Here is a 22254-nt window from a genome sequence, read left to right on the forward strand (position 1 = left end):
AAGAATGCGCACTCCGCAATACCCCGGAGACAAGCATGACTTCATCCCACCCGAGCGTCGGCTTCGAGGTGATTCGATTGGGCGGCAACATCGGCGCGGAGATCCGCGGACTCGACCTGCGCCAGCCCCTGACACCCGAACAGTTCGAGCAACTGCATGCCGTGTTCGTTGAGCGCGAAGTGCTGGTGTTTCGCGATCAGGACATCACGCTCGACCAGCAGAAGACGTTTGCTCGCCTGTTCGGCGAGCTGTCCATCCACCCCTTCAGCCCCAACCTGGACGACCAGCGCGAGGTGATCGTGCTGGACTATTCGGCGGACAACCCACCGGCCCTCACCGATCAGTGGCACTCGGACGAGACCTTCCGCATGGCGCCTCCGGCCGCCACGATTCTGCGCTCGCTGGTCGTGCCCGAGTACGGCGGTGACACGTTGTTCGCCAGCATGACGGCAGCCTATACGGGCCTGTCCGAGCGCATGAAGCAATACATCCATGGCCTGGAAGCGGTGCACGACTTCAAACCCTGGCGGCCACTGTTCACCAGCAGCGAGGGCCACCAGCGTCGGCTGCGCGAACTCGAGCGCGAGTTCCCCAGCCCGTCCCACCCAGTGGTGCGCATTCACCCGGTGACGGGTCGGCGCCTGATCAATGTCAATGCACAGTTCACCACCTACATCAAGGGCCTCAAGGACGAGGAGAGCCAGATGCTGCTGAACTACCTCTACGGGCGGGCCCAGATTCCGGAGTTTCAGCTGCGCGTGAAATGGGCCCCCAACACCGTGGTGATGTGGGACAACCGCTCAACCCAGCACTACGCCCCCCACGACTACTTTCCTCAGCGCCGCACCATGAACCGGGTAACAGTGGCCGGTGATGCGGAGATCGGTGTGACCGGTGCCTACACCCCGGAGGAAGGCGTGGACGCCCTGCCCGATGGGCACAACGTGCGCGTGACCGCCAAGCGTCCCACGCGCGAGTTCGAACGCCACGTGAAGGAGATCGCATGATGAACCGCCAACGGCGCTGGATGCTCAAGGCCACCCTACCCATGGTGCTGGCCAGCCATGCCTGGCCCGCCATGGCACAAGGCAGCTACCCCGATCGCCCCATCAAGCTGCTGGTGCCCTTCCCCGCCGGCGCACTCACCGACTCGCTCGGCCGCCTTGTCGCAGAGAGGTTGCGGCCCGCCCTGGGTCAGCCACTGGTGGTGGAGAACCGGCCAGGCGCCGGCACACTGCTGGGGGCCAGCGTTGTCGCCAAGTCCCCGGCCGATGGCTACAACCTGATGGTGGCCACCAGCACCACGCTGGCGATCTCACCGGCCATGTTCACCTCGCCCCCTGCAGTGCCGGCCGACTTTGTCGGCGTGGCCATGATCGGGTCGGTGAGCCTGCTGCTGGTGACCCGCAAGGATCTGCCCGTCAAATCGATGGCCGACCTGGTGGGCCTGATGCACGCCCGTGCAGGTCAGCTCAACTACGGCTCGCCCAGCACCGGCACCATGCACCACCTGCTGGTTGAAATGCTCAAGGGCGAAGAGAAGGTAAGCGCCACTCACGTGCCCTATCAGGGCAGCATGGCGGCATTGACCGACCTCATCACCGGCCGCATCGATTTCATGTTCCTCGATGCGGTGGCGGCAGCGCCGCACATCGCGGCCGGCAAGATCAACGTGATCGCCGTGGCGGCCAAGCGCCGTCTGGCGGCCATGCCCGACGTGCCCACCGTGGTCGAGCTGTACCCCGCTATCGATGTGCAGGCCTGGCAAACCATCGCTGCACCCAGGCACACACCAACCGACCTCGTGCAGCGCCTCAACACCGACATCAATCAGGTGCTGGATACCCCCGACGGTCGCGCCACCTTGCTGAAGATGGGTGTCGAAGGCAATCCGATGGGTGTGACCGCGCTCAACGAGCTGATTGCACGCGACGGAGAACGCCTGGGTGCGCTCGTTCGCACACTGGGTCTGAAGGCCGGATGAGCGCCGAGGTGATGGCCGCGGCGCTGACTTGGACACAAGAGGAGGCGCGGCTCAGGGAGGAGCTGGCCGCGTGCTACCGATTGTTCGACTGGCTGGGCTGGACAGAGTTGATCTTCAACCACATCACGCTGCGCCTGCCACAGGCAGCTGACGAGGCAGCCAGCTACCTGATCAACCCGTTTGGTTTGCACTACGCCGAAGTCACGGCCAACAACCTGGTGGCGATTGACCTTGCCGGTCAGCGCCGCGATGCGGATGCGGGCGACGTCAATCGAGCGGGCTTTGTCATCCACAGCGCCATCCACGCAGCACGACCGGACGCGCACTGCATCATGCATGTGCACACCACGGCCGGCTGTGCGGTGTCGTGCAAAGAGCAAGGGCTGCGCCACGACAACTTCTACAGCGCCATGTTGGTCGACGACGTCGGCTACCACGACTACCAGGGGGTCACCACGCGCAGCGAGGAGCAACCGCATCTGGTGGCTTCGTTGGGGCAGCGCAATCACCTGGTGCTGCGCCATCATGGTCTGTTGGTGGTGGGGCCCGATCTACCGACCACCTTCATGCGCCTGTGGGTAATGCAGCGGGCCTGCGAAGTGCAACTGGCCGCTGACGCCGGTGCCGGGCCCAACCGCGAGATTCCTCGCGAGGTGTTGCAGGGGGTGCCGGCTTCCCGGGTCACCACCGACGCCAGCGGGGCCCGAAAGGTCTATGAGGCGATGCTGCGTCGGGCGGGCCTGACTACTGGCCCGCATCCTCACACCGGACTGAGCACCTCAAGCCCACCCAGGTAAGGCCTCAAGGCCGCCGGCACACCGATGTTGCCGTCGGCGCGCTGGTGGTTCTCCAGCACCGCCACCAGGGCACGCCCCACGGCCAGGCCCGAGCCGTTGAGCGTGTGCACCAGCTCGTTCTTGCCCTGTGCGTTCTTGAAGCGCGCCTGCATGCGCCGCGCCTGGAAGGCCTCGCAGTTGGAGCAGCTCGAAATCTCGCGGTAGGTGTTCTGCGCCGGCACCCAGACTTCCAGGTCGTAGGTCTTGGCGGCACCAAAGCCCATGTCGCCGGTGCACAGCGTGATCACGCGGTAGGGCAACTCGAGCTTTTGCAGGATGGCTTCGGCGTGGCCCACCATCTGCTCCAGCGCCTCGTAGCTCTTGTCGGGGTGCGTGATCTGCACCATCTCGACCTTGTCGAACTGGTGCTGGCGGATCATGCCGCGCGTGTCGCGGCCAGCGCTGCCGGCTTCGGAACGGAAGCACGGGCTGTGCGCCGTGAGCTTGATGGGCAGCTCGGATTCGGCCAGCACGCGCTCGCGCACGGTGTTGGTCAGCGAAATTTCCGAGGTGGAGATCAGGTACTGCTCGGCGGCTTCTTCATCTCCGCCACGCAGCACCCAGAACATGTCTTCCTTGAACTTGGGCAGTTGCCCGGTGCCCTCGAGCACCTCGCGGTTGACGATGTAGGGCGTGTAGCACTCGGTGTAGCCGTGCTCGCCGCTCTGCACGTCGAGCATGAACTGCGCGAGCGCACGGTGCAGCCGGGCGATCGGCCCGCGCATGAAGGTGAAGCGCGAGCCCGACAACAGGGCGCCGGTCTCGAAGTCCAGCCCCAGCGGGGCGCCCAGGTCCACGTGATCGCGCACCGCGAAGCCGAACCCGCGGGGCGTACCCCAGCGTCGAACCTCGACGTTGGCCGATTCGTCGCTGCCCACCGGCACGCTCTCGTGCGGCAGATTGGGCACCGACATCAGCATGGCCTGCAGCTCGGCCTGAATCACCTCCAGGCGCGCCGCGCCAGCATCCAGCTCGGACTTGATGGCTCCCACCTGGGCCATGGCCGAGTCAGCCTCGGCGTGCTGGCCCTTGCCCTTGAGCATGCCGATCTGCTTGGACAGGCTGTTGCGCTGCGACTGCAGCTCCTCGGTGCGCGTCTGCAGCGACTTGCGCTCGTTCTCGAGCGCGCGGTACGCCTCCACATCGAGGTAAGGCTGGGGCTGCTTGCGGGTGGTCAGGCGCGCGACGACGGCGTCGAGGTCTTTGCGCAGTTGGACGATGTCGAGCATGGGAAAACGAGGGTAAAAAAACGGTCGAGCGCTCAGTCGAGCTTGAGGCCCTTGGGCAGCGGGAACTTGACGGTCTCGGTCAGGCCATCCATCGAGCGCACCGAGATCGCTCCCATGGCCTTGAGGCGTTCGATCACCTGCTGCACCAGCACCTCGGGCGCCGAGGCGCCAGCGGTCAGGCCCACGCGGGACTTGCCTTCGAACCATTCGGAGCGCAACTCATCGGCGCTGTCGACCATGTGGCCCGGCGTACCGAGCTTGACCGCCAGTTCGCGCAAGCGGTTGCTGTTGGAGCTGGTGGGGCTGCCGACCACGATGACCACGTCCACCTGCGCACTGATCAGCTTGACCGCGTCCTGGCGGTTCTGGGTGGCGTAGCAGATGTCCTGCTGCTTGGGCTCGCGCACCTGTGGAAAGCGCGCCTTGACCGCCGTCAGGATCTCGGCCGCGTCGTCCACCGACAGCGTGGTCTGCGTGACCACCGCCAGCTTGTCGCTTTGCGCCGGCTGCACTTGCGCCACGTCGGCCACGTCTTCCACCAGGTGAATGCCACTGTCGAGCTGGCCCATGGTGCCTTCGACCTCGGGGTGACCCTTGTGGCCGATCATGATGAACTCGTAGCCCTCGCGGTGCAGCTTGGCCACCTCGACGTGCACCTTGGTCACCAGCGGACAGGTGGCGTCGAAGATGCGAAAACCCCGTGCCGCCGCCTCGCGCTGCACCGCCTGGCTCACGCCGTGCGCCGAGAACACCAGCGTGGCGCCGGGTGGCACGTCGTCGAGTTCCTCGATGAAGATGGCGCCCTTGGCCTTGAGGTCGTTGACCACATAGGTGTTGTGCACGATTTCGTGGCGCACGTAGATTGGCGCGCCGAACTTGGCCAGCGCGCGCTCGACGATGTCGATGGCGCGGTCCACGCCGGCGCAAAAGCCGCGCGGCTCGGCAAGGATGACGTCGTGCAGCTGGCTCATCAAAGAACACCGATCAATTGCACTTCAAACCGCACCGGCTGACCGGCGAGCGGGTGATTGAAATCGAACAGCACTGCGCCGTCGGCCCGCACTTCGCGCACCGCACCAGCGTAGTTGCCCAGGCCGTCGGGCGTGGGGAACTGCACCACGTCGCCCACCGCGTACTGCTCCAGCGGGTCGCCGAGCTGGTCGAGCAGCTTGCGCGCCACCCACTGAACCATGTCGGGCTGGCGCTCGCCAAAAGCCTCGCCGGCGGCCAGCTCGATCACCGTGCGTGTGCCTTCGTTCAACCCGAGCAGGCGCTGCTCGATGGCGGGCGACAGCTCGCCCTGGCCCAGGCTGAGCGTGGCGGGCTGGCCGTTGAAGGTGTCGATGATGACCGCGCCCTGCGCATCGGACATGCGGTAGTGCAGGGTGAGGAAGGAGCCGGGCTGGACGACGGACATGTGAAAACCGGTTGGGCGCTGTGCACCCCGGGGAGGATGCGCGAACCGCGTATTGTAGAAAGCGCCCCGGATCGGGGAGGAAACACATGCAAAGCCATCAGCGGGCCGGGCTCATGGGCCTGCCACAAGACGCGCGACCGCGCGAAAAGCTGCTCGCGCGCGGTCCCGCCGCCCTCAGCGACGCGGAACTGCTGGCGCTGCTGCTGCGCACCGGCATGGCCGGCAAGCATGTGCTGCAGATGGCGCAGGAGCTGCTGGACACCTTTGGCGGCATCGCCGGCCTGCTCTCGCGCGAGGTGAGCGACCTGTCGGCCGTCAAGGGCCTGGGGCCGGCCAAGCGCGCCGAGATCGCGGCGGTGATGGAAATCGCGCGCCGGGCGCTGGCCCAACCCCTGCGCCAGCGCGACCTGCTCAACGACCCGGCGGCGGCCGCCGACTTCCTGCGGCTGCAGCTCGGCGAACGCACCCACGAGGTGTTTGCCCTGCTGCTGCTGGACAGCCAGCACCGGCTGATCGCCTTCGAGGAACTGTTTCGCGGCACGCTCGGCCAGGCCAGCGTCTACCCCCGCGAGGTGGTGCTGCGGGCCCTGCACCACCACGCCGCGGCCGTGGTGCTGGCCCACAACCACCCCAGCGGCGTCGCCGAGCCGTCGGCGTCCGACGTCACCCTTACCCGCAGCCTGCGCGATGCGCTGGCGCTGGTGGGGGTCAAGGTGCTCGACCACCTGGTGGTGACACGCGAGCGCACCGCATCGCTGGCGCAACTCGGGCTTATGTAGCCCCGCATCACGCTCGGTCGGCGGGCGCGACACAATCGCGCTCATGAAAGCGCACGGACTCAGCGAACTCAAGTCGATCGCCCAGCGCCTGGCCGAACGCCGAGCGCAAGAAGCGGCGGCCCGCGAAGCCGAACGCCTGGCACAGCAGCGCCGCGAGCGCGAACGGCACCTGTTCCAGCGCGCGGTGGGGCCGGTGCAGCCACTTGCCCCACATGGCCGGGTCGAGCAGTTCCCGCCCCGGCCCGAGCCGCGCCCGCTGCAGCGCGAGCGCGACGAAGCCGCGGTCATGCGCGAAGCCCTGTCCGATGAGTTCGACGTCGAGACCCTGCTGCACACCGACGAACTGCTGAGCTATCGCCGACCAGGGCTCGGGCCCGATGTGGTGCGCAAGCTGCGCGAAGGGCGCTGGGCCATCCAGGCCGCCATCGATCTGCATGGTCTTCGCATCGACGAGGCCCGCGAAGCCCTGGGCCGCTTCGTGCGTGAGAGTCACCAGCACGGGCTGCGCTGCGTGCGGGTGGTGCATGGCAAGGGCCTGGGCTCGCCGGGCCGCACGCCGGTGCTCAAGGGCCGCGTGCTGCGCTGGCTGGTGCAGAAGAAGGAGGTCATGGCCTTCGTGCAGGCGCGGCCGGCCGAGGGCGGTGCCGGCGCGCTGGTGGTGCTGCTGCGCCCGGCGTGAACAACGGCCTGTTCACCCACGCAGGGGACGAACGTCAAACCCGCGTCACGCCAAGCGGGCATCATGTGCGCATGCTCAACGCCGAGGCGCCCCTCCCCACCCCCTGGTCACGCCGGCGCTGGCTGCTGTCGGCCGGCGCCACTGCGCTGGCGGGCTGCGCCAGCCCACCCGGACCACAGCCGCAGGACGACGCCCTCGCGCGATCGGCCTGGGCCCGTGCCACCGACCTGGACGGCATGCACGCTGCGGGTGAGTGGACGCACTACCGCTACGGCAACCGGCGCCCCACCGATTACAGCCCCACGCAACGCGAAGGCCGCCCGGCCGTTCATGCGGTGAGTCACGCCGGCAACAGCACTTTGCGCCTGCCCTTGCAGCCGAAGCCACTGCAGCCTGGCACCCGCCTGCGCTTTTCCTGGTGGGTGCCCGCGCTGCTTCCCGAGGCCAATCTGCGCGACAAAACCACCGACGACGCCGTGGTGCGGATCATCCTGTCCTTCGATGGCGACCACTCGGGCTGGACGCAGCGCGACCACATGCTGTCGAACCTGGTGCAGCTGGTGACGGGCGAGCCGCTGCCCGACTCGAGCCTGATGTACGTCTGGGACAACCGCGAGCCCGTGGGCGCAGTGATCGACAACCCGCACACGCGCCGCATCCGCAAACTGGTGGTGCAGCAGGGCCCTGGCCGTCTGCACCAATGGGTGGAGCACGAGCGCGATGTGTGGCGCGACTTCCAACAGGCCTTCGGCACCCCGCCCGGCCCCCTCACCGGGCTGGGCATCATGACCGACAGCAACAACACCGGCGCCGATGCACAGGCCTGGTTCGGGCCGCTGTCGCTGCGCACAGGCGCGTCGTTCGCGGGATGATCGGCCGGATCTGCCCGGCACCGCCCACTGCCACCATGTGGGCCTTCACCCCGGGCTGTTGCGCATCCAGTCAGCGGTCTGGAAGAAGCTGCGCTTGAGGCGCTCGCGCAAGGCCGGGTCCACACCCGTCTCACCCATGGCCTGGTCCATGCAGGCCAGCCACTGATCGCGCTGGCGGATGCCGATGGCGAACGGCATGTGGCGCATGCGCAGGCGCGGATGGCCAAAGCGCGAGGTGTAGTGCTCAGGGCCGCCGAGCCAGCCGCACAGAAACCAGAACAGCTTGTCGCGCGCGCCGTCGAGCGTGTTGCCGTGCACCGCGCGCAGCTCGCGGTAGCCGGGCTCGATGTCCATGAGGTCGTAGAAGCGATCGACCAGGGCACGCACGCGGGCTTCGCCGCCGATCCATTCGAATGGTGTGTCGAACGGCGGCTTTTCTTCGAGGTTCAGGATGGATTCGGCCATGGGAGATTCGGGCTGACTGAAGTTCAGGTGGCGGCTTTGCGCAGGGTTTCAACCACCGGTGTGCGCAGCACGCTGCGCAGGCCCCACCAGCCCGCTGCCAGCGCCAGCAAGGCACCCGCCAATGCGCCGGCCAGGGGCACCCAGGGCTGCGCGGTCCAGCTGAAGTCGAAGGCGTAGCGTGCCAGGGCCCAGCCCACCGCCACCGCCACCACCGAGGCCAGAAAACCCGCCAGCATGCCGACGCCGAGCAACTCGACGCGTTGCACCTGGCGCAACAGGCCGGAGCCGGCACCCACCGCACGCAGGATGGCGAACTCGCGCTCGCGCTCGCTGCGCGTGGCGGTCACCGCGGCCAGCAGCACCACCAGCCCGGCCGCCAACGTGAAGGCAAACAAAAACTCCACCGCACCGATCACCTGGCCCAGCACGCGCTGCAACTGGGCAATGGTCTGCGTCATGTCCACGTTGGTGATGTTGGGGAAGGCACGCACCAGGTCGTTGTCGAACCCCGCGCGATCGGGCGCCCGGTAGGCGCTGATGTAGGTCAGCGGCACGTCGGGCATCTGCGAGACCGGGTAGAGCACAAAGAAATTGACGCGCATGGACGTCCAGTCGACCTCGCGCACGCTGGTGACCTTTCGCGGCAAGATCTGCCCGGCAATGTCGAAGTCGAGCTGGTCGCCGAGCTTGAGGCCCAGCTCATTGGCCAGGCCTTGTTCGACGCTCAGGCCATCGGCCTCCTCCGGCGTCCAGCGACCGGCCGCCACCCGGTTGTGCGCCGGAAGCTCGGCGGTGTGCGAGAGGTTGAACTCGCGCTCGGCCAGTCGCTTGCCGCGTTCGGTTGCGAACTGCTCTGGTTGCACAGACTGGCCGTTGATGGCCACAAGGCGGCCACGGATCATCGGGAACCAGTCATAGCGCTGCACGCCGGCGTCGCGCAGGGCTTGTTGAAACGGTTCGGCCTGTTCGGGCTGCACGTTGATGACGAAGCGGTTGGGCGCATCGGGCGGCGTTGCATCGCGCCAGCTCTGGATCAGATCGGTGCGCAGCAGCACCAGCAGTACCAACGCCAGCAGGCCCACCGCCAGCGCGCTGATCTGCACCACCGCAAAGGCCGGTCGTGCGCACACCTGCCGCGTGGCCATGACCAGGGCGCGCGGCGCCGTGGTTTCATTGACGCTGGCGCGCAGCAGCCGCACGGCGCCATAGCTCACCAGCGCGAAGACGGCCACGGCCGCTGCGAATCCGCCCACAGCGATACCGCCCAGCACGATGTCGCGGCTGGCCGCGAGCAGCAAGGCGGCAAACCCGGCGACGCCCAGCCCCAGCACCGCCAGCGTGGCGGGTTTGAGCTGGCCGACATCGCGCCGGATCACGCGCAAGGGCGGCACACGCGCGAGTTGCAGCACCGGCGGCAGGCCGAAGGCGAACATCAGCGTGAGCCCCATGCCCAGGCCCAGAAGCACCGGCGCCGCCGAGGGCGCCGGCAGGTTGGCGTCCACCAGGCCCGCGAGCAACAGCACGAAACCGTGGTGAACCACCCAGCCCAGGAACACGCCCAGGGCGCTGGCCAGCAGGCCGGTGAGCGCGAACTCGACGGTGTAGGCCCGGGCCATGGTGGCCTGCGGCAGGCCCAGCACGCGCAGCATGGCGCAGTCGTCCAAGTGCCTTTGCGCAAAGCCGCGCGCTGCAATGGCCACCGCCACCGCGCACAACAAGGCGGCCAGCAGCGCCACCAGGTTCAAGAACTTCTCGGCACGCGCCAGCGTCTGTTCCATCTGCGGCTGGCCTGCGTCCAGCGTCTCCAGGCGCATGCCGCGCAAATGCATTCGCTCGATCGACTCGGCCGCCCAGCGCGAAAAGTCGGCCACCGCGGCGTCGGGCCCGGCCACAGCCAACCGGTAGGTGATGCGACTCGCCGGCTGCACCAGGCCGGTGGCGGCCAGATCGTCGCGGTGGATCATCACGCGCGGCGCAAAGCTGAGAAAACCCGCCCCCCGATCGGGCTCAATGGTGAGCACCTTGGCCAGGGTAAAGCTGGTGTCGCCCAGCAGCAGCGTCTGGCCGATGCGCAGATCGAGCTGGGACAGCAGCGACGCGTCCACCCAGGCGGTGCCGCGGGCCGGGATGTCGCGCGTGGGCGCGTCAGGCGCATCGGGTGCATCGGCCACGCGCAGGCTGCCGCGCAAGGGGTAGCCTGCGGCCACCGCCTTCAGCGCCACCAGGCGGGCCGCGCCGCCTGCCTCATCGGGTGCGCGGCCCATGGTCGGAAAGCCCAGCACCTGCGCGGTCTGCAGGCCGCGCGCATGGGCGCGGGCCTCGAACTCGGCTGGTGGCGCCTTGTCGGCCACCACCACCGCGTCGCCTCCGATGAGCGCCCGCGCGTCGCGAGCCAGCCCACCTTGGAGGCGATCGGCAAAAAAACCCACCGCCGTCAGCGCCGCCACCGCCAGCGTGACCGCCAACACCAACAAACGCAACTCACCCGCGCGCCAGTCGCGCTTGAGCGAGGTCCAGCCCAGGGTCCAGAAAGAGGGAGCGGAAGACATGGCCCGCACGATAGCGCAGCACGCAAAGCCTGTCCCGGTCGAGGACACCACGCGCCCTGCGAATGCCACGATCCCCTTCGAGAGCGCCGCGGAACCGGCTTTGCCGGGCCGCTGGCGCTGCCCCCCTTCCAGGGGGGTGACGCGCCGCAGGCGCGGCGCGGGGGGTGGCCCTACTTCGTGCCGAAGATGCGGTCGCCTGCGTCGCCCAACCCCGGCACGATGTAGCCGTGCTCGTTGAGCCCGCGGTCGATGGCCGGCGTGTAGACCGGCACATCGGGGTGCGCGTCGTGGAAGGTCTTGAGGCCTTCGGGGCAGGTCACCAGGCAGACGAAGCGGATCGAGCGCGGGTTCGTCTTCTTGAGGCGGTCAACCGCCGCCACCGCCGAGTTGCCAGTGGCGAGCATGGGGTCGAGCACGATCACGTCGCGCTCGTGCATGTCCTGCGGCATCTTGAAGTAGTACTCCACCGCCTTGAGCGTGGCCGGGTCGCGGTACAGACCGACGTGGCCCACGCGCGCGCCCGGGATGACCTGCAGCATGCCGTCGAGAAAGCCGTTGCCGGCACGCAGGATCGAGGCGAGCACGATCTTCTTGCCGTCGATCACGCGCGATTTCATCGGCTCCAGCGGGGTCTCGATGTCGATCTCCTGCATGGGCATGTCGCGTGTCAGTTCGTAGGCCAGCAAGGCACTCAGTTCGTGCACCAGCTCGCGAAAGCTCTTGGTGCTGGTGTCCTTGCGACGCATCAGGGTCAGCTTGTGCTGCACCAGGGGGTGGGCAATCAGGTGGACGTCTCGGCTCATGGTCGGTCAGCGCAAATGCAATGGGATGGCCGAGTCTAGTGTCATGGCACTAGGCGCGCGCTGGCGCCGGGGGCGGAATGTCGTCGAGCATCAGGCGCTGCGGGTTGGCGTAGCACAGGAAGTGCCGGTTGGTGGCCCGACCCACCGCGCACAGGCCCACGCGGCGCGCCACCTGCAGCCCCATCTGCGTGATGCCGCTGCGCGAGATGACCGCGGCCACCCCCATCTGGGCGCTCTTGATCACCATCTCGCTGGTCAGGCGCCCCGTCGTGTAGAAAACCTTGTCGAGCATGTCGCCGCTGTCGCGCACCGGCTCTTGCTGCAAGGCCAGCCAGCCGGCGATGGTGTCGACCGCGTTGTGGCGGCCCACGTCTTCGACGAACAGCGCCAGCTCGGTGCCGCGAAACAGCGCGCAGGCGTGCACCGAGCCCGCCGACTTGTAAGTGCTTTCCTTCAGGCGGATGGCGTTGACGATGGCGTAGAGCTGCGATTGGCGCAGCACCCCTTCGGGCAGTTCGATGCGATCGAGCTCGTCCATCAGGCCGCCGAACACACTGCCCTGCCCGCAACCCGTGGTGACCACGCGGCGCGCCGTGCGTTCTTCGATGCGATCAATGCCCTTGCGCGTCTTGACGCTGGCGGCGTTCACGTCCCAGTCGACGGTGACCGACTCGACCTCCTCGATGGAGGCGATGAGCCGCTGATTGAGCAGGTAACCCAGGGTGAGCCACTCCGGGTGCGCGCCCAGGGTCATGAGCGTGACCAGCTCGCGCTTGTCGACGTACACCGTGAGGTCGCGCTCGGCCGGAATGTGCACCGTGGTGGACTCGCCGTACTCGTTGCGCACCTCGACCTGTTCGGTCAGCGGCGCACTGGCGACGGTGAGCAGCGGTTGGCGCATGGGTTTGCGCGCGGCCGCGATGGTGGAGGGGTCTGCGGTCATGGGCGGAGTATGTCGCTTGGCGTTCGCGCATGCAGCGAACACGCCACAAACAAAGAGGCCCGCGAAGGGCCTCTCGGTGTTTGAACCCGATCGGGCTCAGCTCTTGGGTGCCGTGTAGACAAACGGCCCCGGGTCGGCGCAGGCGGGCGCGCCAGCTGACGCCTGGGCCGGCTTGCCCATTGACGAAGCGTTCTTGAAGAAGTTGGCCGCCGCCTTGTCCTGCGCCTTGCACAGTTGGTAGGCCGCCACCTTGGCGCCGTGGGCCGTCTTGGCCTTGGCTTCGTCGGCCTTGGCCGCAGCTTCCGGGCTCAGCGGCGCGGGCGCCGGCAGCTTGGCCTGGGCCGTAATGGCCAGCCCCATGAGGGCGGCGAGCAACAGGTGTTTTTTCATGACAGTCGTCTCCTGTGTCTGCTGGGTGTCAGGCCTTGGCGGGCTCGCCCTCGGGGGCGGCCTTGGTGCCACTGCGCTGCGCCGGGATCTTGCCGGCCTTGATGTCGTCGTACCAGAGCTCGTGGTGCTCCTTGGCCCAGGTCTCGTCGACGTAGCCGGTCTTCATGGCACTGTAAGCACCGCGCATGCCCAACGTGCCCATGTAGATGTGGCCAATGAAGGCGGCCATCATCAGCACCGCGGCGCTGGCGTGGATCATGTGCGCCACCTGCATGTTGGCGCGGGTGAATTCAACGCCCGGCACGATCTTGTCCAGGAACACGCCCGAGCCGGCCACCAGGGCGCCCAGCAGGAACACGCCCGCCCAGAACAGCACTTTCTCGCCAGCATTGAAGCGGTGCGAGGGCACCTCCTGACCACCGAACAGGCCACCGCCCTTGAGCAGCCAGGTGATGTCGTCCTTGCTGGGCAGGTTGTCGCGCACGAAGGTGAGGAACACCACGATCAGCGACACCACGAACAGCGGGCCGACGAAGTTGTGCGCGTTCTTGAGGGCATACGTCAGCCAGCCAAACAGTGTGCTGCCAATCACCGGCAGCAGGAAGAACTTGCCGAAGGCCATCACGATGCCCGAGAGCGCCAGCACCACGAAGGCAATGGCGTTGACCCAGTGGGCCGCGCGCTCGAAGTGGGTGAAGCGTTCGATCTTGCGCCCGGTCTCTGCGCCGTGCAGTTCGATGGTGCCCTTGGCGAAATAGAACAGCGCGATCGCCACCACCACGATCAGCAGCAGCGAGCCGCCGTAGGGCACGATCCAGTTGTTGCGCACCTGGCGCCAGGCCTCGCCGGCCGTGGTCAGGCGTGAGCCGGGGTACTGCACCTGGCCCTGGATCAGGTTGCCGACCTCGGGGTACGGCAGGCTGGAGGTGCCCGTCACGCCCTTGTGCACGTCGCGCCACATAGGCGCGTTGTTGCCGGGCTGGACCACACGGCGCTCGCCATTGGTCTGGTTGGCGTAGTTCGGGTCGGTGTCCGCGTCGGGGCGGATGTCGAAGATGTTCTGGCTCTTGATGCCGCCTTGCTCGGCGGGGGCCGCCTTTTGCGTCGGCACGGGGTCGTCCATGGCGGCGGGCTTGGCCGCCTGGGCGCTGGCCCAGGTGCTGCCCAGACCCAGCAGGACAGCCGCGAGCCAGACGCGCCAGCGCGTGCTCAGCAGGTGCTTGGTCATGTCGGGGACCTCACTTTTGAGCGCCGATGCGCTGGTAGTCGTTCATGCCGTACTGGGCGCGCGCCTTGAGCTGCTGCTCCCAGGTGCTCTTGTCGCCGCTGGACCAGCCGGTCTGGACGTACTGGCTCTGGCCGACGCCGGTGTAGGCAGCGCTGTCTTGCTTGACGCCGGTGGCGCTCATTTCCTGCGGCTTGTCGCCGCAGGCGGCCAGGCCCAGCAGGGCAGCGATCGCGAAGGTGGAGAGGGTCAGGCGCTTCATCACGATTTCTGTCCTTGTGCTGTGCCGTAGGCGGTGCCCCAACCCCACACCTCGGCACCCTTGCCGCGCGTGAGGACCCGTTGACGGAAGATGTCGGCCACCACATCACCGTCGCCGGCGATCAGGGCCTTGGTCGAGCACATCTCGGCACAGGCCGGCAGCTTGCCCTCGGCCAGGCGGTTGCGCCCGTACTTCTCGAACTCGCTCTGGCTGCCGTTGGCTTCGGGGCCGCCAGCGCAGAAGGTGCACTTGTCCATCTTGCCGCGCACACCGAAGGTGCCTTGCGACGGGAACTGCGGTGCGCCGAAGGGGCAGGCGTAGGAGCAGTAGCCACAGCCGATGCAGACGTCCTTGTCGTGCAGCACCACGCCTTCGTCGGTGCGGTAGAAGCAACTGACCGGGCAGACCGCCATGCAGGGCGCGTCGCTGCAGTGCATGCAGGCCACCGAGATCGATTTCTCGCCCGGCACACCGTCGTTGAGCGTGATCACGCGGCGGCGGTTGACGCCCCAGGGGACCTCGTGTTCGTTCTTGCAGGCGGTGACGCAGCCGTTGCACTCGATGCAGCGCTCGGCGTCACAGATGAATTTCATGCGTGCCATGGTGGTCTCCTGCCTTTACGCTTTTTCGACGTTGCAGATCGTCGTCTTGGTTTCCTGCATCATCGTCACGATGTCGTAGCCGTAGGTCGTGGCCGTGTTCACCGCCTCGCCGCGCACCACCGGGTAGGCGCCGTCGGGGTAGTACGGTTTCATGTCGGCGCCCTGCCAGTGGCCCGAGAAGTGGAACGGCAGGAACACGGTGTCGGGCGCGACCCGCTCGGTCACCAGCGCCTGCACCTTGATGCGCGCACCGGTCGGCGTGCTCACCCAGACCTGCTCACCGTTGTGGATGCCACGCTGCGCGGCCGCCGCAGGGTTGAGCTCGACGAACATGCTTTGCTGCAGCTCGGCCAACCAGGGGTTGGAGCGGGTTTCCTCGCCACCGCCTTCGTACTCGACCAAGCGGCCCGAGGTCATGATCAGCGGGAATTTCTCGTACAGCTTGTCCTCGACGTTCTTGCTCTGCAGCGACTTGTAGAGGATGGGCAGGCGCCAGCGGGTCTTCTGGTCGTCGTGGCTGGGGTACTTGGCCACCAGGTCCGGTCGCGTGCCGTAGATCGGCTCGCGGTGCTGCGGAATGGCATCGGGGAAGTTCCAGACCACCGCGCGCGCCTTGGCGTTGCCGAAGGGGTGGCAGCCGTGTTTCATGCACACGCGCTGGATACCGCCGGAGAGGTCGGTTTTCCAGTTCTTGCCTTCGGCAGCCTGCTTCTCTGCATCGGTCAGGTCGTCCCACCAGCCCAGCTTCTTGAGCAGCACGTGGTCGAACTCGGGGTAGCCGGTGGTGATCTCCGCGCCCACCGAGTGCGAGCCGTCTTCGGCCAGCAGGCTCACACCGTCGCGCTCCACGCCGAAGTTGGCGCGGAAGTTGCCGCCACCGTCCATGACGTGGCGCTCGGTGCTGTACAGGTTGGGCGAGCCCGGGTGCTTGATCTCGGCGGTACCGAAGCAGGGCCACGGCAGGCCGAAGTAGTCGCCGCTGAGGTCGTAGCCGGTCTCCTTGTCGACCACCTTGCCCTTGCACTTGAGCGACTTGACGTCGAAAGCACCCATGTTGCGCATGTGGGCCTTCAGGCGCTCTGGCGTCTGCCCGGTGTAGCCGATGGTCCAGACGCCGCGGTTCACTTCGCGCAGGATGTCCTCGATCACCGGCTCGTCGCGACCCTTGACCTTGGTCATCTTGTAGTTCTTGCACAGCTGCTCGGCAAAGCCCAGCTTCTGCGCCAGCTCGTACATGATCATGTGGTCGCTGCGGCTCTCCCACAGCGGCTCGATCACCGCTTCACGCCATTGGATGGAGCGGTTGGAGGCCGTCACCGAGCCGTAGGTCTCGAACTGCGTGGCCGCCGGCAGCAGGTAGACCTCGCGGTTGGGGTTGAGGTCTTCGGCCTTGCCAGGCATGGCCGCCATCGAAGCGGTGGCCGACGGGTACGGATCGATCACGACCAGCAGGTCGAGCTTGTCCATTGCGCGCTTCATTTCCAGGCCACGCGATTGCGAGTTGGGTGCGTGGCCCCAGAAGAACATGCCGCGGATGTTCGAGTCCTGGTCGATCAGTTCGTTCTTCTCGAGCACACCGTCGATCCAGCGCGAGACGGTGATGCCGGGCTTGGAGATCATGCCCTCGGCGAACTGCGACTTGATCCAGTCGAATTCGACGCCCCAGACCTTGGCAAAGTGCTTCCAGGAGCCTTCGGCCACGCCGTAGTAGCCGGGCAGCGAGTCGGGGTTGGGGCCGATGTCGGTGGCGCCCTGCACGTTGTCGTGGCCACGGAAGATGTTGGTACCGCCGCCGCTCTTGCCGATGTTGCCCAGCGCGAGCTGCAGGATGCACGAGGCACGGACCATGGCGTTGCCGATGGTGTGTTGCGTCTGGCCCATGCACCAGACGATGGTGGCCGGCTTGGCCTCGGCCATCATCTTGGCGACCTTGAACATCTGGTCTTCCTTGACGCCGCAGGCCTCTTCCACCTTGTCGGGCGTCCACTTGGCGAGCACTTCGGCCTTGACGGCCTCCATGCCATAGACACGGTCGTTGATGTACTTCTTGTCTTCCCAGCCGTTTTTGAAGACGTGGTACAGCAGGCCGAACAGGAAGGGAATGTCGGTGCCGGAGCGGATGCGCACGTACTCGTCGGCCTTGGCCGCGGTGCGGGTGAAGCGCGGGTCGACCACGATCATCTTGCAGCCCATCTCCTTGGAGTGGAGCATGTGCAGCAGCGACACCGGGTGGGCTTCAGCGGCGTTGGAGCCGATGTACAACGCGCACTTGCTGTTCTGCATGTCGTTGTACGAGTTGGTCATCGCACCGTAGCCCCAGGTGTTGGCCACACCGGCCACCGTGGTCGAGTGGCAGATGCGGGCCTGGTGGTCGCAGTTGTTGGTGCCCCAGAAGCTCACGAACTTGCGCATCAGGTACGACTGTTCGTTGTTGTGCTTGGACGAGCCCACGAAGTACACCGAGTCCGGGCCGCTGGCTTCGCGCAGCGCCTTCATCTTGGCCACGATGCCGTCGTAGGCCTCGTCCCAGCTGATGCGCTGGTACTTGCCGTTGACCAGCTTCATGGGGTAACGCAGGCGGTACTCGCCGTGGCCGTGCTCACGCAGCGCAGCGCCCTTGGCGCAGTGCGCACCCATGTTGATGGGCGAATCGAACACCGGCTCCTGGCGCACCCAGACGCCGTTCTCGACGATGGCGTCGGACGCGCAACCCACCGAGCAGTGCGAGCACACGGTGCGCTTGACCTCGATCTTGCCGGTGCCGTCGATCGACTTGCCCTCGGCGGCACGGGCCTTCTTCACCAGCGTGAGCTGCGTGGCAGCCAGGCCGACACCCAGGCCGAGACCCGAGCGGCGCAGGAAGGCACGGCGATCGACCGTGGGCAGGGCGGCGGCCAGACCGCGCTGCAGGTTCTGCACGAGGCCGCTGTGGGCGCGCGATACGCCGCCAGCGGCAGAGGTGGATTTCTTGGTCAGCAACATGGTGTGTCTCCTGGGAGGCCGTGGCGCGCCCATTGGGGCAAGCCTTGCGGGCCGGCGGGACGTTTCGTGGGGGACTCGGTGGGGCCGCAGCGGCTCAGATGCGCGCCGTGCGGTAGTAGTGCTGGACGTGCTCGCTCAGCGAGTACCCGCCGCCGCGCTCGGGCTTGGGCGCAGCACCGGCGGCCTGCTCGGCACCCGGGGCTTCGCCGCGGGGCAGTACCGCAGCGACAGCGGCCAGGGCGCCCACCGTGGTGGCGCCCGCGAACACGGTGCGACGGTTCAGCCGGGTCGGGCCGTCACCGGAGCGTGGGGTGTCTTTCATGCGTGTCTCCAGGTTCGCAAGGGCCACACGGCACGTGTGGATTTCTTGCATACCGCTGGAATCTACTGCGCGCCCCGAGGCGGTGCAACTCGACTCGGTGGGGTATTGCGTTTCGCTGCACAGCAGCATGACCCGCCGGCGCGGCCGGCGAACCCCTGGGCCACGCGCGCTCCGCATTTGATAGCCAGAAGCGTGCCAGCCATTGCCTTCGCTGCCAGTGTCAGCGCGCATGCGGTGCCAGGCGGGATGCCGCCACACTACCTCGGGTGAACCCTCATTACTTTGGTTCTCGTTGTCGCCGTCACCGGCCAGCCTGTCGCGGCTTTTTGCGACAACTTGTCGCGTGGTGGCATCGACAACAACCACCGTCGCGCTGTGCAGCGGCGTCGGAAATGCGCCAATGTCCGAGTGAATTGATCGACCTCGTTCCTAGAATCGCGGCCGTGGACACACCGATTTCTTCACCGCCCAACACCGATCGACAGCTCGAAGGCTGGCCCGACTGGTCGATCCTGATCGTCGACGACGAGCAGGGCATGCTCAACTTCCTGGTCAAGACACTGGCCCCGCGATGCCACTTCGTCATGAGCGCGACCAGTGCCGAAGAAGGCGCCGAATGGTTGCGCGGCCACCGCGTCGACCTGGTGGTGCTCGACATCTCGCTGCCCGGCAAAAGCGGCGTGGAGTGGCTCAAGGAGCTGCGCGAGCAGGGCTACACCGGCGAGGTGATCCTGATCACCGCATTCGCCGACCTCGACACCGCCATCGAAGCCCTGCGCGCTGGCGCATCGGACTTCATCCTCAAGCCGTTTCGGGTGCCTCAGATCCTCAACGCGATCAAGCAGTGCCACGAACGCGCCAAGTTGCGCCGCGAGAACTTCGTGCTGCGCCGGGCCGTGGCCCACACGCCGGTGCACCGGGCCGCCCTGGTGGGCGAGTCGGCGCCGCTGCGAACACTGCGTGCCTCGCTCGAGCGCGTGGCCGCGGTCGACAGCACGGTGCTGCTGCAAGGCGAATCGGGGACGGGCAAGGAGCTGGTGGCGCGCGAGCTGCACGCGCGCAGCGCACGCGCCGGTGGGCCCTTCGTACCGGTGAACTGTGCCGCCGTCTCGCCGGAGCTGATCGAGAGCGAATTGTTCGGCCACGCCAAGGGTGCCTTCACCGGCGCCACGCGTTCGCGCGATGGCCTGTTCCACTACGCACAGGGTGGCACCCTCTTCCTGGACGAGGTGTCGGAGTTGCCGCTGCCGATCCAGGCCACGCTGCTGCGCGCCATCGAGGATCTGCGCATCCGCCCCGTGGGCAGCGAGCAACTGGTGCCGGTGAACCTGCGCATCGTGGCCGCCACCAACCGCCAGCTCAGCCAGGAGGTGGCCGAGGACCGGTTCCGCAAGGACCTGTACTTCCGGCTGCAGGTGGTGGAGCTGACGCTGCCGCCCCTGCGCGAGCACAAGGACGACATCCCCGCCCTGGTGGCCCACTTCATGGCGCAGCTGGCGCCAACGCTGGGCGCCGAGCCCCTGGCCATCAGCGAGCAGGAGATGGACTTTCTGCGCCAGTACAACTGGCCCGGCAACGTGCGCGAGCTGCGCAACCTGATCGAACGTTCGCTGATCCTGGGCAGCCTCAACGTCTCGGCGCTCTACCCGGGCAGCCCGCGCAGCCTGCCCGACGACCGACCGATCGATCTGCACTCGCTGGAGAAGATGCACATCCTCTCCGTGCTCGATTCGGTGCAGGGCGACAAGACGCGTGCGGCCCATCTGCTGGGCGTCTCACGCCGCACGCTGGAGCGCCGCGTGGCCGAGTGGGGCCAGGCTTGAGCTGGTGGCGCACCCCCGGGTGGCTGGCCACCTCGGTGCGCAACAAGCTGCTGGCCATGGCCTTGCTGCCCTTGCTGGTGGCGTTTCCGCTGCTGGTGCTGGCGCTGGCCATCTGGAGCACGCAGGCCTACGACCGGCTGCTCATCACCAAGGTGCGCAGCGACCTGGCCGTCGCCCAGGGCTACTTCGACCAGGTGCTGATCGAAATCGGCTCGGGCACGCTGGGCGTGGCCGATTCGCGCGCGCTGGCCGAGGCGCTGCGCCAGGGCGACGAGCGAGCCATTGACCGCCTGCAGACCCACCTGGCCGAAGAGCGCGAGCGTCTGGGGCTGGACTTTCTGGTGCTCTACGACACGCTGGGCCGCCCCATCGCCCGCGGCGCGCCCACGGGCCTGAGCCTGCAGGACAAGCGCGAACCCCTGCCCCCCTTGCCGCGCGCCCTGGCCGATTCGCTGCAGACGCAGCGCGACCGCGCCAAGGCGCGCCTGCTGCTGCTCGACAACCAGTCGCTGCGCTCGGTGGCGCCGCACCTGGCGTCGCGCCTGGACATCGCCCTGGTGGCCACGCGCAATGCCAGCCCCAGCGAGCGGCGCACCGAAGACCGCGCCATGGTGGCGCAGACCACGCTGCCGGTGGTCGACGGCCAGGGCCGCCACCTTGGCCTGCTCAGCGGCGGCCTGCTGCTCAACCAGAACCTGGACTTCATCGACCACATCAACCGCGTCGTGTACCCCGCGGGCTCGTTGCCGTTCGACAGCCAGGGCACGGCCACCCTGTTCCTGGACGATGTGCGCATCACCACCAACGTGCGCCTGTTCCAGGACCGCCGGGCCATTGGCACGCGGGTGTCGCAGGCGGTGCGCGACACCGTGCTCGGTCAGGGCCAGACCTGGCTGGACCTGGCCTTCGTGGTCAACGACTGGTACGTCTCGGCCTATGAACCCTTGCTCGACACGGCGGGGCAACGCATCGGCATGCTCTACGTGGGCTTCACCGAAGCGCCGTTTCGCTTCATGCGCTACGCCATGCTCGCGCTCATCGCGCTGATCTTCGGTGCGGTGATGGCCTCCTCGGCCTGGTTCTCGCTGCGCTGGGCGCGCAGCATTTTCGAGCCGGTGCAGCAGATGAACCTCACCATGCAGCGCGTGGAACAAGGCCAGGGCGACGCCCGCGTCGGCGAGCTGCGCGCGCGCGACGAACTCGGCGCGCTGGCGGGGCACCTCGACCAGTTGCTCGACGTCATCGACGACAAGACCGCGGCCCTGCAGCGCTGGGCCGACGAGCTCGACCACAAGGTGGCCGAGCGCACACAGGAGCTGCAGGCCAGCAATGCCTCGTTGCAACTGGCCCAGCAGCAGCTGGTCAAGAGCGAGAAACTGGCTGCCATTGGCCAGCTCACCGCCAGCATCGCGCACGAAATCAACAACCCCATTGCGGTGATGCAGGGCAACCTCGATCTGGTGCGCGACACCCTGGGGGCGCAGGTGGCGCCGGTGCGTGGCGAGCTGTCGTTGCTGGACCAGCAGATCGAGCGCATGCGCATCATCGTCACGCAGTTGCTGCAGTACGCGCGACCCACCGAGTACGCGGGCTACGTCGATGCGCTCGACCTGCGCCAGGCGCTGGACGACTGCCTGGTGCTGGTGGGCCATCTGCTGGCCAAGACGGGCATCCGCGTGCAGCGCGAGGATGCCGCCACGCACCGGGTCGGCATCAACCGGCAGGAGCTGCAGCAGGTCATCATCAACCTGCTCATCAACGCCATCCAGGCCATGCCCGACGGCGGCGAGCTGCGCCTGCAGACGTGCGACATCGACGGCGGGGCCGAACTGCAGGTGATCGACAGCGGCACAGGCCTCTCGGACGCCACGCTGGAGCGGCTGTTCCGGCCGTTCTTCACCACCAAGAACGATGGCAACGGCCTGGGTCTGTGGATCAGCCAGGGGCTGCTGGAACGCTATGGCGGACACATCGCCGCCGGACATCGCGCCGACGGCGTGCATGGCGCGGTGTTCACGGTGACGCTGTTCACCGAACCGCGCGCGCCAGGTGCCGCGCGCACGAACGACGGGCGACCCGGGGCGCACTGAGC

21 protein-coding genes are annotated in these 22254 nt (G+C 67.4%); 8 read left to right on the top strand and 13 right to left on the bottom strand.

What is annotated here, in order from left to right:
- The first annotated feature begins 35 nt into the window (after nucleotides 1–35).
- From KF871_RS04950 to KF871_RS04960, 3 genes are read left to right on the top strand one after another with little or no spacing between them, the layout of a single operon-like run.
- Nucleotides 36–1007 (top strand): TauD/TfdA family dioxygenase, encoded by a 972-nt coding sequence (locus KF871_RS04950; RefSeq protein ID WP_291138991.1) that lies wholly within the window; start codon nucleotides 36–38, stop codon nucleotides 1005–1007.
- Entirely contained in the window at nucleotides 1004–1984 is a 981-nt protein-coding gene (locus KF871_RS04955) for a tripartite tricarboxylate transporter substrate binding protein (protein WP_291138993.1), read from the top strand. Before KF871_RS04950 ends, KF871_RS04955 begins: the two co-directional genes overlap by 4 nt.
- Nucleotides 1981–2781, top strand: coding sequence for a class II aldolase/adducin family protein (locus KF871_RS04960; RefSeq protein ID WP_291138995.1), 801 nt, complete (start codon nucleotides 1981–1983; stop codon nucleotides 2779–2781). Before KF871_RS04955 ends, KF871_RS04960 begins: the two co-directional genes overlap by 4 nt.
- Here KF871_RS04960 and serS read toward each other — a convergent pair.
- Genes serS through KF871_RS04975 form a run of 3 tightly spaced genes read right to left on the bottom strand, consistent with a single transcriptional unit; the run spans nucleotide 2745 to nucleotide 5466 of the window.
- Entirely contained in the window at nucleotides 2745–4049 is a 1305-nt protein-coding gene (gene serS, locus KF871_RS04965) for a serine--tRNA ligase (protein WP_291138997.1), read from the bottom strand. The genes KF871_RS04960 and serS overlap by 37 nt on opposite strands.
- Nucleotides 4050–4081: 32 nt before the next feature.
- Nucleotides 4082–5020 carry a 4-hydroxy-3-methylbut-2-enyl diphosphate reductase gene (ispH, locus tag KF871_RS04970; RefSeq protein WP_291138999.1) on the bottom strand — a complete coding sequence of 313 codons (939 nt, stop codon included), beginning with the start codon at nucleotides 5018–5020 and terminating at the stop codon, nucleotides 4082–4084.
- The gene (locus KF871_RS04975) at nucleotides 5020–5466 is read right to left on the bottom strand and encodes an FKBP-type peptidyl-prolyl cis-trans isomerase (protein WP_291139001.1); all 447 of its coding nucleotides are present in this window, start codon (nucleotides 5464–5466) and stop codon (nucleotides 5020–5022) included. Before KF871_RS04975 ends, ispH begins: the two co-directional genes overlap by 1 nt.
- 86 nt (nucleotides 5467–5552) lie before the next feature.
- On the opposite strand from KF871_RS04975, the gene radC reads away from it, so the two are divergent.
- Genes radC through KF871_RS04990 form a run of 3 tightly spaced genes read left to right on the top strand, consistent with a single transcriptional unit; the run spans nucleotide 5553 to nucleotide 7796 of the window.
- The gene (radC, locus tag KF871_RS04980; protein WP_291139003.1) at nucleotides 5553–6245 is read left to right on the top strand and encodes a DNA repair protein RadC; all 693 of its coding nucleotides are present in this window, start codon (nucleotides 5553–5555) and stop codon (nucleotides 6243–6245) included.
- Between the two features lie 43 nt (nucleotides 6246–6288).
- A complete protein-coding gene (locus KF871_RS04985) occupies nucleotides 6289–6924 on the top strand; it encodes a Smr/MutS family protein (protein WP_291139005.1) in 636 nt (211 codons plus the stop codon).
- Nucleotides 6921–7796, top strand: a complete 876-nt coding sequence (locus KF871_RS04990) for a DUF3047 domain-containing protein (RefSeq protein ID WP_291139007.1) — start codon at nucleotides 6921–6923, stop codon at nucleotides 7794–7796. Before KF871_RS04985 ends, KF871_RS04990 begins: the two co-directional genes overlap by 4 nt.
- Before the next feature lie 45 nt (nucleotides 7797–7841).
- On the opposite strand, the gene KF871_RS04995 is transcribed toward KF871_RS04990, so the two are convergent.
- From KF871_RS04995 to KF871_RS05040, 10 genes are all read right to left on the bottom strand, one after another.
- Nucleotides 7842–8246: a group II truncated hemoglobin gene (locus KF871_RS04995; RefSeq protein ID WP_291139248.1), complete on the bottom strand. Its 405-nt coding sequence runs from the start codon at nucleotides 8244–8246 to the stop codon at nucleotides 7842–7844.
- A 38-nt stretch (nucleotides 8247–8284) separates the two neighbouring features.
- Nucleotides 8285–10810, bottom strand: coding sequence for an FtsX-like permease family protein (locus KF871_RS05000; RefSeq protein ID WP_291139008.1), 2526 nt, complete (start codon nucleotides 10808–10810; stop codon nucleotides 8285–8287).
- A 170-nt stretch (nucleotides 10811–10980) separates the two neighbouring features.
- Nucleotides 10981–11613, bottom strand: a complete 633-nt coding sequence (gene upp / locus KF871_RS05005; protein ID WP_291139010.1) for a uracil phosphoribosyltransferase — start codon at nucleotides 11611–11613, stop codon at nucleotides 10981–10983.
- 49 nt (nucleotides 11614–11662) lie between these two features.
- Nucleotides 11663–12556, bottom strand: coding sequence for a formate dehydrogenase accessory sulfurtransferase FdhD (locus KF871_RS05010; RefSeq protein ID WP_291139012.1), 894 nt, complete (start codon nucleotides 12554–12556; stop codon nucleotides 11663–11665).
- Between the two features lie 96 nt (nucleotides 12557–12652).
- Entirely contained in the window at nucleotides 12653–12946 is a 294-nt protein-coding gene (locus KF871_RS05015) for a hypothetical protein (RefSeq protein WP_291139015.1), read from the bottom strand.
- Nucleotides 12947–12974: 28 nt separating this feature from the next.
- Nucleotides 12975–14174 carry a formate dehydrogenase subunit gamma gene (locus KF871_RS05020; protein ID WP_291139016.1) on the bottom strand — a complete coding sequence of 400 codons (1200 nt, stop codon included), beginning with the start codon at nucleotides 14172–14174 and terminating at the stop codon, nucleotides 12975–12977.
- 10 nt (nucleotides 14175–14184) lie between these two features.
- Nucleotides 14185–14433, bottom strand: coding sequence for a hypothetical protein (locus tag KF871_RS05025; RefSeq protein WP_291139018.1), 249 nt, complete (start codon nucleotides 14431–14433; stop codon nucleotides 14185–14187).
- Nucleotides 14433–15035 (bottom strand): formate dehydrogenase FDH3 subunit beta, encoded by a 603-nt coding sequence (gene fdh3B, locus KF871_RS05030; RefSeq protein WP_291139020.1) that lies wholly within the window; start codon nucleotides 15033–15035, stop codon nucleotides 14433–14435. Before fdh3B ends, KF871_RS05025 begins: the two co-directional genes overlap by 1 nt.
- Nucleotides 15036–15050: 15 nt before the next feature.
- A complete protein-coding gene (locus tag KF871_RS05035; RefSeq protein WP_291139022.1) occupies nucleotides 15051–18017 on the bottom strand; it encodes a formate dehydrogenase subunit alpha in 2967 nt (988 codons plus the stop codon).
- A 94-nt stretch (nucleotides 18018–18111) separates the two neighbouring features.
- Nucleotides 18112–18339 (bottom strand): formate dehydrogenase, encoded by a 228-nt coding sequence (locus tag KF871_RS05040; RefSeq protein WP_291139024.1) that lies wholly within the window; start codon nucleotides 18337–18339, stop codon nucleotides 18112–18114.
- 443 nt (nucleotides 18340–18782) lie between these two features.
- Here KF871_RS05040 and KF871_RS05045 point away from each other — a divergent pair, with 443 nt between their 5' ends.
- Both KF871_RS05045 and KF871_RS05050 read left to right on the top strand, forming a co-directional pair.
- The gene (locus KF871_RS05045; RefSeq protein ID WP_291139026.1) at nucleotides 18783–20162 is read left to right on the top strand and encodes a sigma-54 dependent transcriptional regulator; all 1380 of its coding nucleotides are present in this window, start codon (nucleotides 18783–18785) and stop codon (nucleotides 20160–20162) included.
- A complete protein-coding gene (locus tag KF871_RS05050; protein ID WP_367172037.1) occupies nucleotides 20159–22252 on the top strand; it encodes a cache domain-containing protein in 2094 nt (697 codons plus the stop codon). Before KF871_RS05045 ends, KF871_RS05050 begins: the two co-directional genes overlap by 4 nt.
- The last annotated feature ends 2 nt before the right edge of the window (nucleotides 22253–22254 follow it).

Source organism: Hydrogenophaga sp. (genome assembly GCF_019635465.1).
Classification (GTDB): Bacteria; Pseudomonadota; Gammaproteobacteria; order Burkholderiales; family Burkholderiaceae_C; genus Hydrogenophaga.

What these genes read in the sequence shown, in the direction of transcription:
- KF871_RS04950 (WP_291138991.1), top strand. Translation starts at nt 36, where the DNA reads ATGACTTCATCCCACCCGAGCGTCGGCTTCGAGGTGATTCGATTGGGC.
- KF871_RS04955 (WP_291138993.1), top strand. Translation starts at nt 1,004, where the DNA reads ATGATGAACCGCCAACGGCGCTGGATGCTCAAGGCCACCCTACCCATG.
- KF871_RS04960 (WP_291138995.1), top strand. Translation starts at nt 1,981, where the DNA reads ATGAGCGCCGAGGTGATGGCCGCGGCGCTGACTTGGACACAAGAGGAG.
- serS (WP_291138997.1), bottom strand. Translation starts at nt 4,049, where the DNA reads ATGCTCGACATCGTCCAACTGCGCAAAGACCTCGACGCCGTCGTCGCG.
- ispH (WP_291138999.1), bottom strand. Translation starts at nt 5,020, where the DNA reads ATGAGCCAGCTGCACGACGTCATCCTTGCCGAGCCGCGCGGCTTTTGC.
- KF871_RS04975 (WP_291139001.1), bottom strand. Translation starts at nt 5,466, where the DNA reads ATGTCCGTCGTCCAGCCCGGCTCCTTCCTCACCCTGCACTACCGCATG.
- radC (WP_291139003.1), top strand. Translation starts at nt 5,553, where the DNA reads ATGCAAAGCCATCAGCGGGCCGGGCTCATGGGCCTGCCACAAGACGCG.
- KF871_RS04985 (WP_291139005.1), top strand. Translation starts at nt 6,289, where the DNA reads ATGAAAGCGCACGGACTCAGCGAACTCAAGTCGATCGCCCAGCGCCTG.
- KF871_RS05000 (WP_291139008.1), bottom strand. Translation starts at nt 10,810, where the DNA reads ATGTCTTCCGCTCCCTCTTTCTGGACCCTGGGCTGGACCTCGCTCAAG.
- upp (WP_291139010.1), bottom strand. Translation starts at nt 11,613, where the DNA reads ATGAGCCGAGACGTCCACCTGATTGCCCACCCCCTGGTGCAGCACAAG.
- KF871_RS05010 (WP_291139012.1), bottom strand. Translation starts at nt 12,556, where the DNA reads ATGACCGCAGACCCCTCCACCATCGCGGCCGCGCGCAAACCCATGCGC.
- KF871_RS05015 (WP_291139015.1), bottom strand. Translation starts at nt 12,946, where the DNA reads ATGAAAAAACACCTGTTGCTCGCCGCCCTCATGGGGCTGGCCATTACG.
- KF871_RS05020 (WP_291139016.1), bottom strand. Translation starts at nt 14,174, where the DNA reads ATGACCAAGCACCTGCTGAGCACGCGCTGGCGCGTCTGGCTCGCGGCT.
- KF871_RS05025 (WP_291139018.1), bottom strand. Translation starts at nt 14,433, where the DNA reads ATGAAGCGCCTGACCCTCTCCACCTTCGCGATCGCTGCCCTGCTGGGC.
- fdh3B (WP_291139020.1), bottom strand. Translation starts at nt 15,035, where the DNA reads ATGGCACGCATGAAATTCATCTGTGACGCCGAGCGCTGCATCGAGTGC.
- KF871_RS05035 (WP_291139022.1), bottom strand. Translation starts at nt 18,017, where the DNA reads ATGTTGCTGACCAAGAAATCCACCTCTGCCGCTGGCGGCGTATCGCGC.
- KF871_RS05040 (WP_291139024.1), bottom strand. Translation starts at nt 18,339, where the DNA reads ATGAAAGACACCCCACGCTCCGGTGACGGCCCGACCCGGCTGAACCGT.